Below are 17471 nucleotides of genomic sequence, written 5' to 3' on the forward strand. Positions count from 1 at the left end.
GCCGTAAGGGTATCCATCCTCAAATCGTCTGGCGGTGCAGGCCGGAGGCCTGCGTATAGTCGGCACGGGGCACAGCCCCGCGCCATTCCAGCATCGCACCTCCGCAGAAACAAAACATTCGTGTACAAACACAAGTTGTAGGCCGCAGCCCGGCTACACTGCTGGTTGCTCAACCTCTACATACATGAACCAAGATCAGCATTTGTTCACCCCCTTCATCGTGGGTGCTACGTCTCTCCCCAACCGCCTTGTGATGGCGCCCATGACGCGCAGCCGCGCCACCAACGCCGAGCACGTGCCCACCGATTCGGTAGTGGAGTACTACGTGCAACGCGCTTCGGCCGGCCTCATCATCACGGAAGGCTCACAGGTTTCGCCGCAAGGCGTGGGCTTCATCAACACACCCGGCATTTACTCCCAGGAGCAGGTAGCCGCCTGGAAAAAAGTAACCGACGCCGTGCACGCCGCTGGGGGCCGCATCTTCATTCAACTGTGGCATGTAGGCCGTATGTCGCACCCCTTCTTCCACAACGGCGAGCTGCCCGTAGCCCCATCGGCTATCAAGCCGGCAGGTGGTAAGGCCTTCACCGACAAAGGCATGGAAGACGTGCCCACGCCCCGTGCCCTGGAATTGAGCGAGATTCCCGGTGTGGTAGACCAGTTCCGTCAGGCTGCCCGCAATGCCAAAGCTGCTGGCTTTGACGGGGTCGAAATTCACGGTGCCAACGGCTACCTGCTCGACCAGTTTCTGCAAGACGGCAGCAACCAGCGCACCGACGAATATGGCGGCAGCCTGGAAAACCGCAGCCGCTTTGTGCTGGAAGTGGTGCAGGCCGTGGTAGACGAACTGGGTGCCGACAGTGTGGGCATCCGCTTCTCGCCCCAGGGCAGTACCAGCATCAGCGACTCTGATCCGGTAGCAACCTTCAGCTACGTAACTGAGCAGCTGAACAAGTTCAACCTGGCATACCTGCACGTGATTGAGGCGCTGCCCGGCCACCCCATGGCCCGCCCCGACCAGCCTGCTGTGGCCGCCAAGCTATACGAAATTTTCAATGGCGCCTTCATCCTGAATGGTGGCTACACCCAGGAAACCGCCGAGGAAGCCCTGGCCAACAACGAAGCCGACCTCATTGCCTTCGGTGTGCCCTTCATTGCCAACCCCGACCTGGTAGAACGATTCCAGCAGGGTGCCGCCCTCAACAACCCCGACCCCAGCACCTTCTACGTGCCCGGCGACAAGGGCTACATCGACTACCCTTCGCTGGAGAAAGCCCGCCAAGCAGCGCAGGATATCGAGCAAGACTAACGAGCACCTGTTACCAGCCTATAGCTGAATTGAAAACGCCTACTGCCATTGCAGTAGGCGTTTTTGTTTTGTTGACGGCCTATGATTATTGCCCCTTGTTTGCTTTGGGTGGGTAGTGCAGCCGGCAACCAATCCCAACAACTTTTTGGCCTCTTGCTGACCTTCGGTCCTACCCTGCGTATCCCTTACCAACCTAAACTATTCTGACAATGAGCACTGATCCGAACGAACCTCGTCCTACCAATAGCGAAATCAACCCCAAGCCTACCTCCTACCCTACCAGCGAAGAAGGCATGGATGTGAAGCCCGACTGGGATATGTCGAGCTATCATCCGGCCAATAAATTGGCCGGCAAAGTGGCCCTTATTACGGGCGGAGACTCCGGTATTGGCCGGGCCGTAGCGCTGGCCTTTGCCATGGAAGGCGCCGATGTGGCCGTTGTGTACCACACCAATGCCGAAGACGCCGAAGTAGTAGGCGAAGCCGTGCGCGCCCAGGGTCGCAAGTTTTTGTCGATCCAGTGCGACGTGCGCTCGGCCCAGGCCTGCCGCGACGCCGTGCGCCGCACTCACGCCGAGTTGGGCGGCTTCAATATTCTGGTAAACAACGCTGCTTACCAGATGGGCTACGAAACCTTTGAGACAATACCGGAGGAGAACATTCACATCACCTTCGATACCAACATCAAGGGCTACTTCTTCATGGCGCAGGCGGCTATTCCGTTCCTGAAAGAAGGCGACTCCATCATCAATACAGGTAGCATTGTAGGCTTGGTAGGCACGCCGCACCAGATCGACTACGCTTCTACCAAAGGCGCTATTCACACCTTCACCAAAAGCCTGGCGCAATACTTAGGCGAGAAGCAAATTCGGGTGAATGCGGTGCTACCTGGCCCCATCTGGACGCCCTTTATTCCCGGCGGTATGCTGAAGGAAGACCTGAAGACCTTCGGCGACTCTACTATGCTGGGCCGCCCTGGTCAGCCCGAGGAGTTGGCTCCGGCCTATGTGTATTTCGCTTCCACCGATGGCAGCTACTCCACTGGTAGCCTGCTAGAAGTAACCGGCGGTATGCCTAAGGGCGGCTGAGCCAACGTCAGCCACATAACTCAACCAGAAAAAAGCTTCCGCCGGCTACGCTGGTCGGAAGCTTTTTTCTGTTGGCAGTTTTCGCCGCACTGTCGACTCTTACGTATTCCAAACCCTACCCTTCCTACTTAACCTGAACTCCTATGAGCACCGAATTTCGTCCTACTTCTGATGACATGAAGGCTGAAAAACTGCCCTACCCGGCCAAACAGGCCGATATGAAGCAGCAGCCCGACTCCGACCTCTCCTACTACAAACCCGCTGGCAAGCTCGAGGGTAAAGTAGCCCTCATCACCGGGGCCGACTCCGGCATTGGCCGGGCCGTAGCGTTGGGCTTTGCCATGGAAGGCGCCGACGTTGCCATCCTCTACAACGAAAACGACGAGGACGCCGAGAAAACCCGCTCGATGGTGGAAGGCACCGGCCGCCGCTGCCTGGTGCTGAAATACGACGTGCGTGAGCCCGAAAACTGCCTCTCGGCCGTGCGCCGCACCCGCGACGAGCTGGGCGGTTTGAACATCTTGGTAAACAACGCCGCCTACCAGATGTCGCAGGAGAAGTTTGAGGACATTCCAGTAGAGCAGATCCGACGCACCTTCGAGACCAACATCATGGGCTATATTTTTATGGCCCAGGCCGCCGTACCGCACATGCAAAAAGACGACTGCATCATCAACACGGGTAGCATTGTGGGCCAAACCGGCAACAAGATTCTCATCGACTATGCTTCGTCGAAGGGTGCCATCCATGCCTTTACCAAGTCGCTGGCCTTGAGCCTGGGCGAAAAAGGTATTCGGGTGAATGCTGTGCTGCCTGGCCCCATCTGGACGCCCAACATCCCCGGCACCATGCCCGCTTCCGAAATCGACAAGTATGGCCACGAAGTGGCTTTGCAGCGCCCCGGCCAGCCTGAGGAGTTGGTAGGCGCCTACGTACTGCTGGCCTCGCAAGACGGCTCGTTTATGACGGGCGCTTTCATTCCCGTAACGGGTGGTAAAACTAGCAGCGACGAGTAGCTTTTTGTATGCGCTACCACGTAGCACGAGCCCAGGCAGTTGCCTGGGCTCGTGTTTTTTATGACGCTACGCGCGCCATATTTCTGTTGCTACATATATTTTTCTATTGTTTAGCTTAGAAAGGCAAACCCCTGTTCAGCTTTCCACCGTAGACAGTTGAGTTACGTGCACGGCCTTGTCTGGCCGACACCCTTCTCCTCTCCTATGGCTTCTCCTCACTATCCGGAAGGCACCGTGCGGGCCTTGCTGGCCACGGACCTCGTGACCGATGCTACCCGCAACGCCTTACAGGCCCGCCTCGACGCGCCACTCTACGAGCCACAGTACCTCGATGGGGCCACCTACGAGTTGCTGCGCGCGGTGGCGGCGCGCCTGTTTCCGCAGCCCGACCGCCCCGACAACCCCATTGAACTGGCCCCAGCCGTAGATAAGCGCCTGCTGGAAGGCGCTTCCGATGGCTGGCGCTACGACGCCCTGCCCCCCGACCGTGAGGCGTACCGTATGGGCTTGGGGGGCATCCGCGACAGCGCCGAAACCATGTTTGGCCAGCCTTTTTTATCGCTCAACGATGAGCAGAAAGACCAGGTACTTGCGGCCGTGCAGCAGGGTACTGCTCCTGGCCACGTGTGGCAGGAGCTACCGGCCGTGCGCTTCTTTGAAGAACTGCTGGCCGAACTCACCGAGAACTACTACGCCCACCCCTTGGCCCAGGAAGAAATAGGCTACGTGGGTATGGCCGACGTGCCCGGTTGGCACCACATTCAGCTCAACCAACTAGACCCCCGCGAACCGGAAGAGGTGAAATAGTGCGTTGGTGAGATGATGCTTATGCTGTTTTACCTGCACGACTTGCACACGTAGCGCCGCTAGCGTCAGCACGCCATTAAACGCACTATCTCACCAGCTCACTGTTCCCCATGTACCATATCACCATTTCACCACTATGCCCGAAGAAGAAGTAGCGGAAGAAGGTGTTTTGAATCCCCTCCAACCCGAGATTCAGGATCCGCTTCTCAAGGAAATAATCGAAGAAAACGACTTGCAGGCCGACCCCAGTCGCGACCCGCTAGAGCAGCCCGCTCCCCTACCCGACCCCGACGAGGTAGTAGACTGCGTGGTGATTGGCACTGGTGCAGGCGGCGCCCCGCTGCTGGCCCGCTTGGCCATGGCCGGCTTGAAGGTAGTGGCCCTAGAAGCCGGCCCCTGGCATGACCCGCGCAAGGATTTCGCCACCGACGAAAAAGCGCAGGCTTTTTTGTTCTGGAACGACGAGCGGCTGTCGGCTGGCCAAGATCCACTAGCATTCGGGCGCAATAACTCCGGCATCGGGGTAGGCGGTTCTACCCTGCACTATACCGCCTACACGCCTCGCGCCCAGGACGACGACTTCTACCTGCACCGCGACTTCGGGGTAGGCGTCGATTGGCCGTTTGGCTACGACGAGTTGGAGCCGTACTACGATGAGCTAGAGCAGTTTTTGGGCATTTCTGGCCCCGAAAACTATCCTTGGGGTCCTACCCGCAAGCATAAATACCCGCTGGCTCCGCTGCCGCTGAATGGCGCCGCCCAACTGATGCAGCGCGGGTGCGAGCAACTGGGCATCAAAACCTCGCCGGCGGCCAATGCGGCGTTGTCGGCGCGGTACTACCAGGAAGGAATTGGCTGGCGCGAGGCCTGCCAGAACCGGGGCTTCTGCCAGGCCGGGTGCAACATCGGCGCCAAGGCTAGCATGGACGTGACGTTCCTACCCCTGGCTGCCAATCACGGTGCCGACATTCGGCCAAACAGCTACGTAACGGAGATTGAGCGCGATGCCAGCGGTGCCGTTACGGGCGTGGTGTACGAGCAAAACGGCATTACGCTGCGCCAGAAATGTCGTAACCTGTTTTTGTGCGCGGGCGCTATCGAAACACCACGCCTGTTGCTGCTGAATGAGTTGGCGCTTACTAGCGGGCAGGTAGGGCGCAACTTCACGGCACATACCGGTGTGCAGGTGTGGGGCACGTTTCCGGAGGATGTACGGCCCTACAAAGGCATTCCTGGTGCGCTGATTTCAGAAGACACACACCGACCCAAAGATGCCGATTTTGTGGGCGGTTACCTCTTGCAAAGCATTGGCGTGATGCCCGTTACGTTTGCCTCGCAGGCGGCGCGGGCGCGCAAGCTCTGGGGCCAGGCCGGCCGCGACTACATGCGCAACTACAACCACATTGCCGGCATCAACATCCTGGGCGACTGCCTACCCCACGAGAGCAACTATATGGAGCTAGCGGAGGAAAAAGATGCGCGCGGCGTGGCTAAGCCACGCATTCATTTCACGGCCCAGGAAAACGAAAAGCGCATGACGGCCCACGCCGAGAACATCATGCGCCAGATCTGGGAAGCGGCCGGCGCCACCGACATCTGGGCCTTTCCGCGCTACGCCCACACCATTGGCACGGCGCGCATGGGCTTGAGTGGCGACGACGCCGTGGTGAATGCCGATGGCCGCGCCTTCGACGTACCCAACCTCTACATCTGCGATAATTCTGTGTTTCCGAGTGCGTTGAGCGTCAATCCGGCCCTCACCATTATGGCCTTGAGCCTACGCACCGCGGATAAATTTTTAGAGAAAGCCCGGTAGGGGCGCGTTGCACGCGCCCGTCGTTGAACGTCTGCGTTGAACGGCCCCGATTCACTGTTCAACCACGGGCGCGTGCAACGCGTCCCTACCCTTCCACGACGAGCGCCCGCACGGCGCCCCACCCTTTATGGCACAAGACTTTTTAAAGCTAATTAAGAAGCAATTCGGCGACGGCACGTACGAGGGCGACCAGTTTGGGGGCGCCAACGGCCGCGACGGCAGCGGCTTACCCACCAAATCGCCCCGCAACTTCATGTTCGCCACGGGCGTCGAGTGCTCCTACCCTACCATCGGCCACGGCAAAATTCGCCGCGACCTGCTCGAAGAAACCGACCACTATAACCGCTATAAGGAAGACCTAGCCCTGGTGAAGGAAATGGGTCTGAACGTGCTGCGCTACAACCTGCCGTACTACAAGATTCAGAAGGCTCCTGGCAAGTATGACTGGGAATTTGCCGATGCTGCCATGGCTGAAATCAAGCGCCTAGGCATCACGCCTATTCTGGACCTGATGCACTTTGGTGTGCCCGATTGGCTGGAAAACTTTCAGAACCCCGAGCTGCCCGTGCACTTTGCCGAGTATTGCGGGGCCGTAGCCCAGCGCTATCCTTGGGTGCGCTTTTACACGCCCGTCAATGAAATCTATGTGACGGCCCGCGCCAGCGCAAAAGATGGTATCTGGAACGAGCAATTGAAGTCGGACAAAGGGTTTGTGACGGCCATGAAGCACTTGGTGGCGGCCAGTATTATGGGCAACCATCAAATTGCCAAATACCGCCCCGATTGCGTGATTGTGCAGAGCGAATCGGCGGAATATGTGCACGAGATGCGCACGGTGGAAACCCCTGAAATTCGCCTTACCAATAAGTTGCGCTTTCTGTCGCTCGACCTACTCTACGCTCACACCATCGATGCCGAGGTGCTGCTGTATTGCCTCGACAACGGCATGACCCGCGAGGAGCTGAAGTGGTTTATGGCCGGTGAACCTCCCGGATACCAAATCATGGGCAACGACTACTACGGCCGCAACGAGAAGATTATCAAGCCCAACGGCGACCTGTGCTCGGCTGAGGACGTGCTGGGCTGGTATACCATGACCAAGCAGTACTACGAGCGGTACCGCAAGCCCGTATTCCATACTGAAACCAACACCTTTAATGCACAGGATGCCGAATGCTGGCTCTGGAAGCAATGGGTGAACGTGACGCGCATCCGTCAGGACGGTGTGCCAGTGGTGGGCTTCACGTGGTACTCCCTACTCGACCAGATTGATTGGGACATCTCGCTGGCCGAAAAACGTGGCTTTGTGAACCCCTGCGGCCTCTATGACCTCAACCGCAAAATCCGTCCTGTGGGCGAAAGCTACAAGATGCTACTCAAGGAATTCGGCCAGATTACGATGGTACCTCACGGCGAAATCTTCCAGGTGACAAAACGCCCGGCGGAGCTGAAGGTAGAGGTATAAGCCTGTCAGCCAGAGAGTGCGGGAGCAATGCTATTATTCACTCAACTGATGCAATGTCATGTTAGCATAGGCAGCTAGTATATTTGTGCATGACCTTGCAGCAGTTGGAATACATTGTGGCCCTCGACGCGCACCAGCAATTCGTACTGGCCGCCGACAAGTGTTTCGTGACGCAGCCTACCCTGAGCATGCAGGTGCAAAAGCTGGAAGAAGAGCTGGGTGTGCTGCTCTTTGACCGCACCCGCAAAGGGGTAGTGCCTACGGCCGTAGGCGCCAAAGTGATAGAAAAAGCCCGCGAAATTTTGCGCACTTCTCAACAATTGCGCGAGGTAGTGCAGGTGGAAAAGGGGGAGCTGGTAGGCGACTTGCGCCTGGGCATCATCCCTACCCTGGCGCCCTACCTGGTGCCGTTGTTTCTGGTGGAGCTAGTGGAGCGCCACCCCCAATTGCGCGTGCAGGTAGAGGAAATGCAGTCGGCCGACATTATGCAGCGGCTCAAGGAAAACCAGTTGGATGTGGGCTTGCTCGTGACGCCCCTCGACGACCGCCAGCTGCGGGAAATTCCGCTGTTGGAAGAGCCTTTTCTGGGTTACGTATCCGAAGGCCATAGCCTCTATCCACAGGCCACCATCTGTCCCACCGACTTGGGTGCACCAGGCCTCTGGCTGTTGCAGCAAGGCCACTGTTTCCGCCACCAAGTGCTCAATATCTGCTCGCCCTCGCCCGTAGCCGATAGTCAGCCGTTTGCCTACGAAAGCGGCTCCATCGAAACCCTGAAGGAGCTGGTGCGCCGCAACCACGGCTACACGCTGGTGCCGGAACTGTCGGTGCTAAGTGAACTGGACAACCCCATGGTGAAGCGCTTCGAAGCACCCGAGCCGGTACGTGAAATCAGCTTGGTGGTGCACCACGGCTTTGTGCGCCTACCCCTGCTGCACAGCCTGCGCGAGCTAATCCTGGCCAAGGTGCCCGCCCGCCTGCACGCAGGCCAGGCGGGCCGCAAGATCCGGTGGCGGTAGCGCATTCGCCTACCCTACTTCATCTTCACAAACAGCCATACCCCCAGCACCGATACGGCCAGTACCCCCGCTGCCGCTAGCATGGTGATGGCATCGCGCACGTTTTTGCCCAGGCTGCCCACTGCATGGTACTTGTGCAGGAAGGCGAAGCTTAGCCCTTCGTACCGGTCTGCGTTTTCCACCCGCGCTGCCAAGCGGCCGGTAGCTGGCTCCACGTACAGGGCGGTGTTGTGCGGCGTGTGGTAGGCTACTTTCACCACAGGTAAGCGCTTGTTGATGAAGCTATACTCACCCCCAAAGTGGTCTACCAACTCGGTTTCCGTGATGGGTGGCGCTGGCTGCCCATCGGCCTGCTGCATGAAGGCATTGGCCAGTGCCGTGGCGTACTGGGTAGGGGCATTGGGTAGCACCTCGCCAGTGGCGGCGCTGTAGTACGTAACAGATGGCGGCCGCACTGCTTCAATGGGCTGGCCGGTGCTGGCCGGGGTAGGGTGGCCCGCTTCGGCCGGCAGTTCCGTTACCTGATAGTACACCTGGCCGTGGAGCTCCGCCAGTGCCACGTTTTGCACCTGCGCCCAGTTCAAAGGGAGTTGCGTTAGATCGATTGGGAGTTGTGCGGCTGCCAGCATCGGTGCGTGCTGGAAGCGTAGGCGCTCATCGGGCCGTAGCTTCAAAAATGCGTGAAAAGCACCGCTACCGGCAAACGTGAACGTGACAAACGCCACGGCCAGCCCTACCACCCGGTGGTACTTGCGCAGCCAACCCACCGGGTTACTACCTGTGCGGGGCGTACGAAACTTACTCCACAGCAATCCATAAATTAGGAGGCCACTTAGGGTAGAAGCTATGATGATGCCCAGCAGCATCAGCATCACCACCACGCGCACTGTATTGTTAGTTAGCAGTTCCAGCCAGCTCCAACTGTGCAGCAAGCTAAAAAATTGCAGAAATGCTGCCCGGGTAGGATTGTTGAAAGTAGCTAGGCGAGCGGGCATCGTCTCCACATACACCGTGCTTACCCCGGCCCGCGCAAACGTCAGCTTCCAGACCGGCAGCAAGCGGTTGACGAACGGATAATCGAGGGTGAAGTGTGTGATGCGCTCCGCCGACACCAAGCGTGCGGTAGAGTCCTGCGTGAAGTAGCGGGCCAGTTGCTCGGCAAATTGCTGGTCGGCAGCGGCAGGTAGGGCGGCACCAGTGGTAGCGTTGAAGTAGCGGGGTACGGCCGTGGGGCTATCAGCTGTCAATACCTGGTAGGCCGGCTGCTGCTGCCAGCGCACCAAGCGCACAGTACGCAGGTGGGTGAGGTGGTGCTGGGCCAGCACCGCCGTAAGGGGTAGGACCGGGCGTGGGGCAGGCTGCGCGGGCAGCAACTCGTTGGCAATTTTAGGCCGCAGCCAGTTGCTCATCAGCGGGTGCAATAACCCGCTTAGCGTCCAGCAGATGACGGGCAGCAGCGTGAGCAACCCCAGGATGCGGTGCCAGCGGTACATATTGCGCTGGACGTAGCGGCGAACCGGCCCCGTGCGGACCGGCGCCGCTGGGCGTGGCGTGGTAGTTTCCATGGAAATAGGGTTGTAGCTGCCGCCGTTTCGGGCGGCAGTGCACAGGCGTTTATTTCTTACCGATGAAATTGTATTGCACCCCTACCGCCACCGTGCGGGGTGCGCCGGGCGTGTAGGTAGATCGGTCGGTGAGGGCGTTGCCGCGCGTGGCTGCCGTGGCGTAGCGCTCGTTGGTCACGTTCAGCACGTTCACGAACAGCTCCAGCGTTTCGCGCCAGCTATACCCTGCCCGCAGGTTGAGCACGCTCACGCCCTCAGCCCCAAACAGGCCCTTGTCGGCGTAGCGCACCGTGTTTACCTGGTTCTGGTACCAGGCACTGATGCGCTGATATTCAGCAGCCGCCCGCAGACCGGACAGCCACTGGGGCTTGTAGGTCAGCTCGGTATTGGCTACCCAGCGCGGCGCCTGGGGCATTTCTTTGCCGTTCACGTTCTGCACGACATCGGTAGCGCGGGTGCTCAGCACAAATTCCTCGTAGCGATGCACGGCATTGGTACCCCCAAATCGGAAAAACAGTTCTTTGGTCGGCTTGTACGTCAGGCTGTATTCTACGCCCCGGTGAAGGGTTTTGCCGGCGCTTTGGTAGTCGGTGGAGTTATCGGGCTGCCGAATATTGAGCAGCTCGTTGCGCCCATCCAGCTGATACAGGGCCACATCTACGTACACTTTCTCGTCGAGCAGCGAGGCCCACCCACCCACTTCGCGGTTGTAGAAGCGCGCGGGTTGCAGATTGTAGTAGAACTCGGCCGGAGCGCCGGCCGGTGTATTAGGTCGCCGGCGGAAGATGGCCGTCAGGCCAGGCGGCGAGAAGCCCTGCGAGTAGTTGGCGTACAAGCCCCTACCCTTGCCCAGATCGTAGGTGAGGCCCACCTTGGGGGTAGCCTGCTGGTACTGCTTCGAACCGCTAGACTGATCGAGGTAGTTGTCGTACCCAAATGCCAGCCGGTCGAAACGGCCGCCCACAGTGAGTTGCAGCGCCGGTAAGCTGGGCACGGGGTGCAGGTCGAGTTGGGCATACACGGCCGAGTTGCGCAGATCAGTATCGTAATCAGCAATCAGCAGATCGGGGCGGTCAGCGGTGACGGTATATTTCTCCACCGACTTTCTATCGGCCCGCAACTGCGCCGCTAGGTCAATCTGATGGGCATCGTATTGGGTAGGTGAGTAGTCGAAGCTAGCTCCGCCCAATAGCTTTGCCCCCAACCAGTTGAACTGCACACTATGCTGAGCAATGACGCCGTAACTCTTGAAAGCACTCACGTTCACTTCGCCCCGGGCCGTGGGGGCGCCACTAGTCCAACGGATACCGTAGCTGGGGTTTTGCCCAACACGGTTGTCGCGGAAATAGGTGGTTAGCGTGGTGGCGTTGCGGGAGTTCCACTGGTGCTCGGCTGTCAGGCGGGCACGCAGGGCGTAGGTGTTGCGGTACGTGAAATCGGAAGTGGAGCTGTATTCGCGCCGGTAGTACGCCACGCTATCCACCGCGCTACTGGTTTCCGAGTCGTAGTTGTTGTAGGAAACGGCGGCCGTCAGGCGCGTACGGTCGGTGAGCGTATACTCCAGCCGCCCGTTCACCGACTGCTTATCGTAGTCAGACTGCGTTTGCCAGCCGTTGCGCTGCCGGGCCAGGTAGCCGCTCACGTAGGCCCCCAGCTTGGGCGTGAGCATACCGCCGCCCCCAAACTGCACCCGTCGGTAACCATATTGGTCGCCTTGCACACCCACACTAAGAGTAGGCACGCTGGTAGGCCGCTTGGTGAGTAGGTTGATGGCCCCGCCCACGGCCTCTGGCCCGTAGAGCGAAGAGGCCGGCCCCTTCACCACCTCAATGGAGTTGATAGCCAACGGATTGGACTCCAGCAGCGCATTGTGGTTGAACACGCCCATGGGCCGCAGCGGAATCCCATCTTCCAAATACAGAAAGTAGGCACTGGTACCAAACGGCTGCCGGATGCCCATGCCGTGCTGCTCGTTGCCGTAGTTGAGCATCACCACACCAGGCACTTTGTTGATTAGCTCCGTGAGTAGGGTAGGCTTGGTGTCCTGAATAACGGTAGGAGCCAGTTTGCTGATGGCTACCGGCACATCGGTGCGGAGTTGGGCCTCACGGCTGGCTGTTACTACCACCGTTTGCAGGTCTTGCACGGCGGGCGTTAGGCCCACGCGCAGGGCTTTTTCATCGCCCGTCGGCGTGAGGGTGAGCGTTTGATACCCAATGGCCGACACCTGCACCTGCGCCGCGTCGGTGGTGAAGGAGAAAAAGCCGGTGGTGTTGGTGGTAGTCCCTACTTTGCCATCGGTGGTGCGTACGGTGGCGCCCACCAGGGGCTCTTTGGTGGCATCGTCGAACACACGCCCCGATAAGGTACGCTGCGCCAGAGCCACCTGGCTCACGAGCAGAGCCAGGGGTAACACAGAAAAAGCTTTCACAGAGAAAAGAATAGGCTGATGAATAGCCGCTCTCTGCCGGTGGCGCTACCTACAGGGGCACGCCAAAACCAGCTCAGGCCGAGCGGCCGGAACTCACGAAAAACGAGGAGTCATCAGCCCTTCTGCGGGCGGGTAGTCGGGACTGGGATGGTCCCAGCCGTAGGGCTGCACACGCAGTGCGGCGTAACGCAGAGCTACTCCAAACAGGGCGGGCGGCGTGAGTTGCACGGGCAGCACGGCCGTGCAAAACAGGGTGATTTCCTGAAAAGCCTGTTTCTCTCTTAGCGGTTGCTGCTTCTGCTCAGCAGCATCGGCGGCGCGTAGCTGCTTGGCTAGGTGGCATTTGCCATTGCACTGCAGTTGCGGCTTGTCGCGGTTGATGCACAATACCTGGGCTACGTAGTCGCGGTTCAGCCACCATTTTGCCACAATACCCAACCGCCCGGCACAGTGCACCGAAAGCGACATGAGCAGTAAAATGGCGATGGTTTGACGCATACAACGGCCCGGTTGAAGTACCGGCAGCACGGCGCAAAGGAACAAGCGAAACGCCGAAGCACCAAACAAAACAGTTTCTAGTTAGACCTAATGAAACTGTTTTCATTCGCGCGATGCGTTTGCTAGTCTCTCCTACCTTTGCTTATGCGTTCGTCCCGCCTACGTTTTTTCCTTGATTGGCTGCCGTGGCTGGTGCTAGCGGCCGTGGTCTGTATTCCGGCCCTGCGCGTGCCGGTGGTGGGCACTTTGCAACGCGGCTTGCTGGCTACCGGCATCATGCGCCCTACCCTGCCCGAAACGTCACCCGCTGCACCGGCTCAACCCACTACCGCTACGGGCGCCGTGCCCTACCCTGATGTGCCCCTACTCACGCTCGACGGCCGCCCTACCAACCTGCGTGCTTTGCGTGGCAAGGTGGTTTTTCTGAATTTGTGGGCCACGTGGTGCCCACCGTGCGTGGCCGAGTTGCCGAGCATTCAGGCACTGGCGGCACGGGTAGATACGCAGCGCGTAGCCTTTGCGCTGGTGTCGCTGGATCGGCAGCCACGCCGCGCGCAAGTGTTTGCGCGGCGGCAGGGACTTACGCTGCCCATCTACTTCCCGGCCGCTCCCCTACCCGCCCCGTTCGAGACAGACGCCATACCCGCCACTTTCGTGGTCACACCCGACGGCCGCGTGGATTTCCGCCACGAAGGCATGGCCGATTATGACTCCCCGAAAGTGAAGTCATACTTGGAGGGGCTAGCTCAACCGTAGCGACGTTACAAAAGCCAGCGCTTTGCACGTAGTTGTCGTACACAGGCGGAGTCGTCACACAGGCGGCTGCTAATCGTTGCGCAATGGCTCCCTCTTCTCATCCTACCCTTGTTTACCTGCATTATTGGGCAGGCAGCAGCCACGCCTGGCAGGGCGTAGCCGCTGCGCTCGGCCCCGAGTATCCTTCCCTGGCGCCCGACTTAGGTGGGTTTGGCGGATCACCTGCGCCAGCCGGCGGCTACTCTGTGGATGCCTACGCCGATTCAGTAGCCGCGTATATCAAAGACAAACAATTAACGCGCTACGTACTGGTGGGCCATAGCATGGGCGGCAAAATTGCGCTAGCGCTGGCAGCACGACAGCCCACTGGTCTGGCAGGCGTGGCGTTGTTGTCGCCCTCGCCACCTACCGCCGAGCCCATGACTGAGCAGGACCGCCAGGATAGCCTAAAGGCCTACGGCAAGCCTGCCGAGGCCGAAAAAACCTTTCATACCATCACAGCCCGGCCGCAGTCGCCGACCAACAAGGAGCTGATTATCCAGGACAACCTACGCAGCAGCAAGGGTGCCTGGGATGCCTGGCTGCTACACGGCAGCCGCGAGAATATTGCGGCCCGCATGTGCGACGTGCAGGTACCTTGCGCCATCATCGCCGGCGACCAGGACCAGATTATGTCGCCCTCGGTGCACGGCCTGGAAACCCTACCTCTGCTACCCGACGATACTCCCCTGGAAATCATTGGCGGCGCCGGTCACCTGCTTCCCTACGATGCCCCAGCGGAAGTAGCCGATTTACTGAGTGATTTCGTTTCGCGCCTACCTTTGCGGTAGACAGCACCAGCAGGACGGCCTTTTCCCTACCCTTACCTATCCCTCTTCATGCAGAACTTCACCTCCTTCGCCGATGCGGGCGACTACAAAGCCCTCCTCGCCAAGGCGCTCGAAATCAAGCAGAATCCATACGGCTATCAGCACATCGGTAAGAATAAGACCGTAGGGCTGATTTTCTTCAATCCCAGCCTACGCACCCGCCTGAGCAGCGTAAAAGCCGCCTACAACCTGGGCGCGCAAGCCTGGGTACTAAACGCCGGCGCCGACTCTTGGACGCTGGAAATGGCCGATGGCGCCGTGATGAACGGTGGCACCCAGGAGCATATTAAGGAGGCCATTGCCGTGATGAGTCAGTACTGCGATGTACTGGGCGTGCGCACCTTCCCTACCCTAAAGGACCGCGAGGAAGACTACAACGAGGTGGTGTTCAAGAAGATTATGCAGTATGCTACCGTGCCCGTGGTGAGCCTGGAAAGCGCTACGCTGCACCCCTTGCAGTCGTTTGCCGACCTGATTACCGTAGCCGAGCACAAGCAGAAGGAGCGCGTGAAAGTGGTCCTGACCTGGGCTCCGCACGTGCGCGCCCTACCTCAATGCGTACCCAATTCCTTTGCCGACTGGTTTTCGGAGATTGACTGGGTTGATTTCGTGATTACCCACCCCGAGGGCTACGAACTAGACCCCAAGTTCACAAAAGGCGCCCGTATCGAGTACGACCAACAGAAAGCCCTGGAAGGTGCCGACTTCGTGCAGGCCAAAAACTGGAGCAGCTACCAAAATTACGGTCAGGTCATCAGCAACGACCCCAGTTGGATGCTCACGCCCGAGCACATGGCCGGTACCAACGACGCCAAGTTCTTGCATTGCCTACCCGTGCGCCGCAACGTAGAAGTATCAGACGCTATCCTGGATTCACCCAACTCCTTGGTCATCCAAGAAGCCGGCAACCGCGTCTTCTCCATGCAAACCGTGTTGCACGAGTTATTGAAATAGCGAAGTGGTGAGTTTGTGAAGTTGTGAATGCAAAAATGCCTGTCATCCTGAGCTCCGCTCAGGATGACAGGCATTTTTGCATTCACAACTTCACAAACTCACCACTTCACCACCTACAGCGGATCGGCGGTTACTTTGAAACGAGAGTCAGCGCGGATGGTGATGTCGCGGGTAATGGCTTTGGCAATGGTGGCCTTGGTAGTCAGCGTGTAGCTATCGGCTTTGATGTAGCTGTCGAGCTTGGCTTTGGTTGGTGTGAGGGCGATGCTCTGCACACCCTTGGGCACATTGCTAAGCGAAGCCAGCAGAATTTGGTCGTTGCCATTGCCGGTGCTGATGTAGATTTCGATGCTGCGCAAAAAATCGAAGTTCTCGCTGTTTGGGTCGGCAATCGTAAGCGCAAGCCGGTCCAGGCTGACGTCCTTCACCAGATCAGCGCGGGTGTTATTGTTCTTAAACTTGGAGGACGACTGCGTGGGCACCGCCACCGGTGACAATGGGGCGGCTACCCCTACCGGAAAGCTGGACGCAATCTTGATGTTTTGACTATCATCAAAGTAGAAGGTCAACAGTTTGTCAATCTCCTTGCAGCCAACGACAAACAGACCTAGAAACAGGGTAGCGAGTAACAGGACTTTTTTCATGTAAGTTGAATTTTGTCCGGAACCTACGCAACCACTACGCCAAACAGATTGCCCGTTTCACCCCCGCCCGAAATTATTTTGGGCACTCCTCCCGGGTCAGCTGCTCATTGATGACAATGCCAGCTTTGGAGCCCTCAGCTGCTGCCATAATTGCCTGTTGCTGACCGGGCGTAAGGTCACCGGTAGCGTAAAGACCGGCTACGGATGTCTGCTGTTTTTTATCGACCCACACGGCACCTTTCTTAGTGAAGCGGCATCCCAGCTGCTCGGCAAATGGAGCGCGCTGGTGCTGGGGCGCATGCAGAAAGAGCGCATGGCATTCTAGCGGCTCACCCGTTTCAAATTCTACGCAACGCAGCATACCATCAGGCCTACCCACCAACTGGCGCACGCATTCCTCGCGCACGTCAATACCCTGTTGGCGCAGGCGCCGCCGGGCATTTTCGGTAAGGTGGCCCGGCCCGTCGGTGCACACCGTTATATGGCTCGACCACCGGCTGACCAGCAGCGCTAGCCCCGTAACAGTTTTGCCGCGGCCGTAGATAGCCAGCGGCTGGTTGCGCACTTCCCAGCCGTGGCAGTAAGGGCAGTGCAGCACGCCCCTACCCCAAAACTCGCGCATACCATCCAGAGGGGGCAACTCATCCTCCACACCCGTGGCTAGTATCACCTTGCGCGCCGTTGCCACGGTGGTGCGGTTGGCCTCAGTGTTAGCCTCTACCCGAAAATGGCCGTCTTCTTTCTTGATGGCCGTTACGCGCAGCTCGCGCACCTCCACCGAGTCGTAGGGCGTGAGCTGACTGCGGCCTATGCGCAACAGCTCCGTGGGGGCGGTGCAGTCGCGCGTGAAGAAGCCTTGCACGGCGGGCGAGGTCACGTTGCGCGGGGCGCCGGCATCACATACCAACACGCGGCGCATACTACGCCCCAGTATCAGCGCCGCACTCAGGCCGGCACTACCGGCACCCACAATCACCACATCATAGTCGGTAGAAGTTAGCAGCTGGCGGGCTGGGCGTACGGTGGCAATGGTTGGCTTCATGAAACAAATAAAATAACGCCTTGCTTTCCGGCAGCGCAATGGCGTTGGCATATCCGCAGGAGCGGACAACGCACAAAAAAGCTCTCCCAGCAGGAAGAGCTCTATGTACCGATGTTTCGGTTAATTAGTTTTTGAAGATACACGTAGCGCAGCCACTGCTTATTGGTTCCTATAGTAGCAGACTCGCGCCTA

At 58.8% G+C, this 17471-nt stretch carries 15 protein-coding genes; 10 read left to right on the forward strand and 5 right to left on the reverse strand.

The window, feature by feature from the left end; genetic code table 11:
- Nucleotides 1–184 precede the first annotated feature (184 nt).
- The 7 genes from MUN82_RS16670 to MUN82_RS16700 all read left to right on the forward strand — a co-directional run bounded on the left by MUN82_RS16670 (nucleotide 185) and on the right by MUN82_RS16700 (nucleotide 8520).
- Nucleotides 185–1309, forward strand: a complete 1125-nt coding sequence (locus tag MUN82_RS16670; protein WP_245092275.1) for an alkene reductase — start codon at nucleotides 185–187, stop codon at nucleotides 1307–1309.
- Between the two features lie 209 nt (nucleotides 1310–1518).
- Entirely contained in the window at nucleotides 1519–2397 is an 879-nt protein-coding gene (locus MUN82_RS16675) for an SDR family oxidoreductase (protein ID WP_245092276.1), read from the forward strand.
- 143 nt (nucleotides 2398–2540) lie between these two features.
- Nucleotides 2541–3413 carry an SDR family oxidoreductase gene (locus MUN82_RS16680; RefSeq protein ID WP_245092277.1) on the forward strand — a complete coding sequence of 291 codons (873 nt, stop codon included), beginning with the start codon at nucleotides 2541–2543 and terminating at the stop codon, nucleotides 3411–3413.
- A 204-nt stretch (nucleotides 3414–3617) separates the two neighbouring features.
- On the forward strand, nucleotides 3618–4220 hold the full coding sequence (locus MUN82_RS16685) for a gluconate 2-dehydrogenase subunit 3 family protein (protein ID WP_245092278.1): 603 nt from the start codon (nucleotides 3618–3620) through the stop codon (nucleotides 4218–4220).
- 136 nt (nucleotides 4221–4356) lie between these two features.
- Entirely contained in the window at nucleotides 4357–6036 is a 1680-nt protein-coding gene (locus MUN82_RS16690; RefSeq protein WP_245092279.1) for a GMC family oxidoreductase, read from the forward strand.
- 127 nt (nucleotides 6037–6163) lie between these two features.
- A complete protein-coding gene (locus tag MUN82_RS16695) occupies nucleotides 6164–7501 on the forward strand; it encodes a family 1 glycosylhydrolase (protein WP_245092281.1) in 1338 nt (445 codons plus the stop codon).
- Nucleotides 7502–7590: 89 nt separating this feature from the next.
- The gene (locus MUN82_RS16700; protein ID WP_245092282.1) at nucleotides 7591–8520 is read left to right on the forward strand and encodes a hydrogen peroxide-inducible genes activator; all 930 of its coding nucleotides are present in this window, start codon (nucleotides 7591–7593) and stop codon (nucleotides 8518–8520) included.
- Between the two features lie 14 nt (nucleotides 8521–8534).
- On the opposite strand, the gene MUN82_RS16705 is transcribed toward MUN82_RS16700, so the two are convergent.
- The 3 genes from MUN82_RS16705 to MUN82_RS16715 all read right to left on the reverse strand — a co-directional run bounded on the left by MUN82_RS16705 (nucleotide 8535) and on the right by MUN82_RS16715 (nucleotide 13014).
- Nucleotides 8535–10085, reverse strand: a complete 1551-nt coding sequence (locus MUN82_RS16705) for a PepSY domain-containing protein (protein WP_245092284.1) — start codon at nucleotides 10083–10085, stop codon at nucleotides 8535–8537.
- 49 nt (nucleotides 10086–10134) lie between these two features.
- The gene (locus MUN82_RS16710) at nucleotides 10135–12516 is read right to left on the reverse strand and encodes a TonB-dependent receptor (protein ID WP_245092286.1); all 2382 of its coding nucleotides are present in this window, start codon (nucleotides 12514–12516) and stop codon (nucleotides 10135–10137) included.
- 93 nt (nucleotides 12517–12609) lie between these two features.
- The gene (locus tag MUN82_RS16715) at nucleotides 12610–13014 is read right to left on the reverse strand and encodes a hypothetical protein (protein WP_245092288.1); all 405 of its coding nucleotides are present in this window, start codon (nucleotides 13012–13014) and stop codon (nucleotides 12610–12612) included.
- A 144-nt stretch (nucleotides 13015–13158) separates the two neighbouring features.
- On the opposite strand from MUN82_RS16715, the gene MUN82_RS16720 reads away from it, so the two are divergent.
- The 3 genes from MUN82_RS16720 to MUN82_RS16730 all read left to right on the forward strand — a co-directional run bounded on the left by MUN82_RS16720 (nucleotide 13159) and on the right by MUN82_RS16730 (nucleotide 15593).
- A complete protein-coding gene (locus MUN82_RS16720; RefSeq protein WP_245092290.1) occupies nucleotides 13159–13770 on the forward strand; it encodes a TlpA family protein disulfide reductase in 612 nt (203 codons plus the stop codon).
- 83 nt (nucleotides 13771–13853) lie between these two features.
- Entirely contained in the window at nucleotides 13854–14600 is a 747-nt protein-coding gene (locus MUN82_RS16725; protein WP_245092291.1) for an alpha/beta fold hydrolase, read from the forward strand.
- Nucleotides 14601–14648: 48 nt separating this feature from the next.
- Nucleotides 14649–15593: an N-acetylornithine carbamoyltransferase gene (locus MUN82_RS16730; RefSeq protein ID WP_245092293.1), complete on the forward strand. Its 945-nt coding sequence runs from the start codon at nucleotides 14649–14651 to the stop codon at nucleotides 15591–15593.
- Nucleotides 15594–15706: 113 nt separating this feature from the next.
- Here MUN82_RS16730 and MUN82_RS16735 read toward each other — a convergent pair whose 3' ends face one another.
- Nucleotides 15707–16237 (reverse strand): hypothetical protein, encoded by a 531-nt coding sequence (locus MUN82_RS16735; protein WP_245092295.1) that lies wholly within the window; start codon nucleotides 16235–16237, stop codon nucleotides 15707–15709.
- A 73-nt stretch (nucleotides 16238–16310) separates the two neighbouring features.
- Complete coding sequence (locus tag MUN82_RS16740) at nucleotides 16311–17279, reverse strand: NAD(P)/FAD-dependent oxidoreductase (RefSeq protein WP_245092297.1); 969 nt, start codon at nucleotides 17277–17279, stop codon at nucleotides 16311–16313.
- Nucleotides 17280–17471 lie beyond the last annotated feature (192 nt).

It is taken from the genome of Hymenobacter aerilatus (assembly GCF_022921095.1).
GTDB lineage: Bacteria > Bacteroidota > Bacteroidia > Cytophagales > Hymenobacteraceae > Hymenobacter > Hymenobacter aerilatus.

What these genes read in the sequence shown, in the direction of transcription:
- MUN82_RS16715 (WP_245092288.1), bottom strand. Translation starts at nt 13,014, where the DNA reads ATGCGTCAAACCATCGCCATTTTACTGCTCATGTCGCTTTCGGTGCAC.
- MUN82_RS16695 (WP_245092281.1), top strand. Translation starts at nt 6,164, where the DNA reads ATGGCACAAGACTTTTTAAAGCTAATTAAGAAGCAATTCGGCGACGGC.
- MUN82_RS16705 (WP_245092284.1), bottom strand. Translation starts at nt 10,085, where the DNA reads ATGGAAACTACCACGCCACGCCCAGCGGCGCCGGTCCGCACGGGGCCG.
- MUN82_RS16730 (WP_245092293.1), top strand. Translation starts at nt 14,649, where the DNA reads ATGCAGAACTTCACCTCCTTCGCCGATGCGGGCGACTACAAAGCCCTC.
- MUN82_RS16735 (WP_245092295.1), bottom strand. Translation starts at nt 16,237, where the DNA reads ATGAAAAAAGTCCTGTTACTCGCTACCCTGTTTCTAGGTCTGTTTGTC.
- MUN82_RS16680 (WP_245092277.1), top strand. Translation starts at nt 2,541, where the DNA reads ATGAGCACCGAATTTCGTCCTACTTCTGATGACATGAAGGCTGAAAAA.
- MUN82_RS16720 (WP_245092290.1), top strand. Translation starts at nt 13,159, where the DNA reads ATGCGTTCGTCCCGCCTACGTTTTTTCCTTGATTGGCTGCCGTGGCTG.
- MUN82_RS16725 (WP_245092291.1), top strand. Translation starts at nt 13,854, where the DNA reads ATGGCTCCCTCTTCTCATCCTACCCTTGTTTACCTGCATTATTGGGCA.
- MUN82_RS16685 (WP_245092278.1), top strand. Translation starts at nt 3,618, where the DNA reads ATGGCTTCTCCTCACTATCCGGAAGGCACCGTGCGGGCCTTGCTGGCC.
- MUN82_RS16690 (WP_245092279.1), top strand. Translation starts at nt 4,357, where the DNA reads ATGCCCGAAGAAGAAGTAGCGGAAGAAGGTGTTTTGAATCCCCTCCAA.
- MUN82_RS16700 (WP_245092282.1), top strand. Translation starts at nt 7,591, where the DNA reads ATGACCTTGCAGCAGTTGGAATACATTGTGGCCCTCGACGCGCACCAG.
- MUN82_RS16675 (WP_245092276.1), top strand. Translation starts at nt 1,519, where the DNA reads ATGAGCACTGATCCGAACGAACCTCGTCCTACCAATAGCGAAATCAAC.
- MUN82_RS16740 (WP_245092297.1), bottom strand. Translation starts at nt 17,279, where the DNA reads ATGAAGCCAACCATTGCCACCGTACGCCCAGCCCGCCAGCTGCTAACT.
- MUN82_RS16670 (WP_245092275.1), top strand. Translation starts at nt 185, where the DNA reads ATGAACCAAGATCAGCATTTGTTCACCCCCTTCATCGTGGGTGCTACG.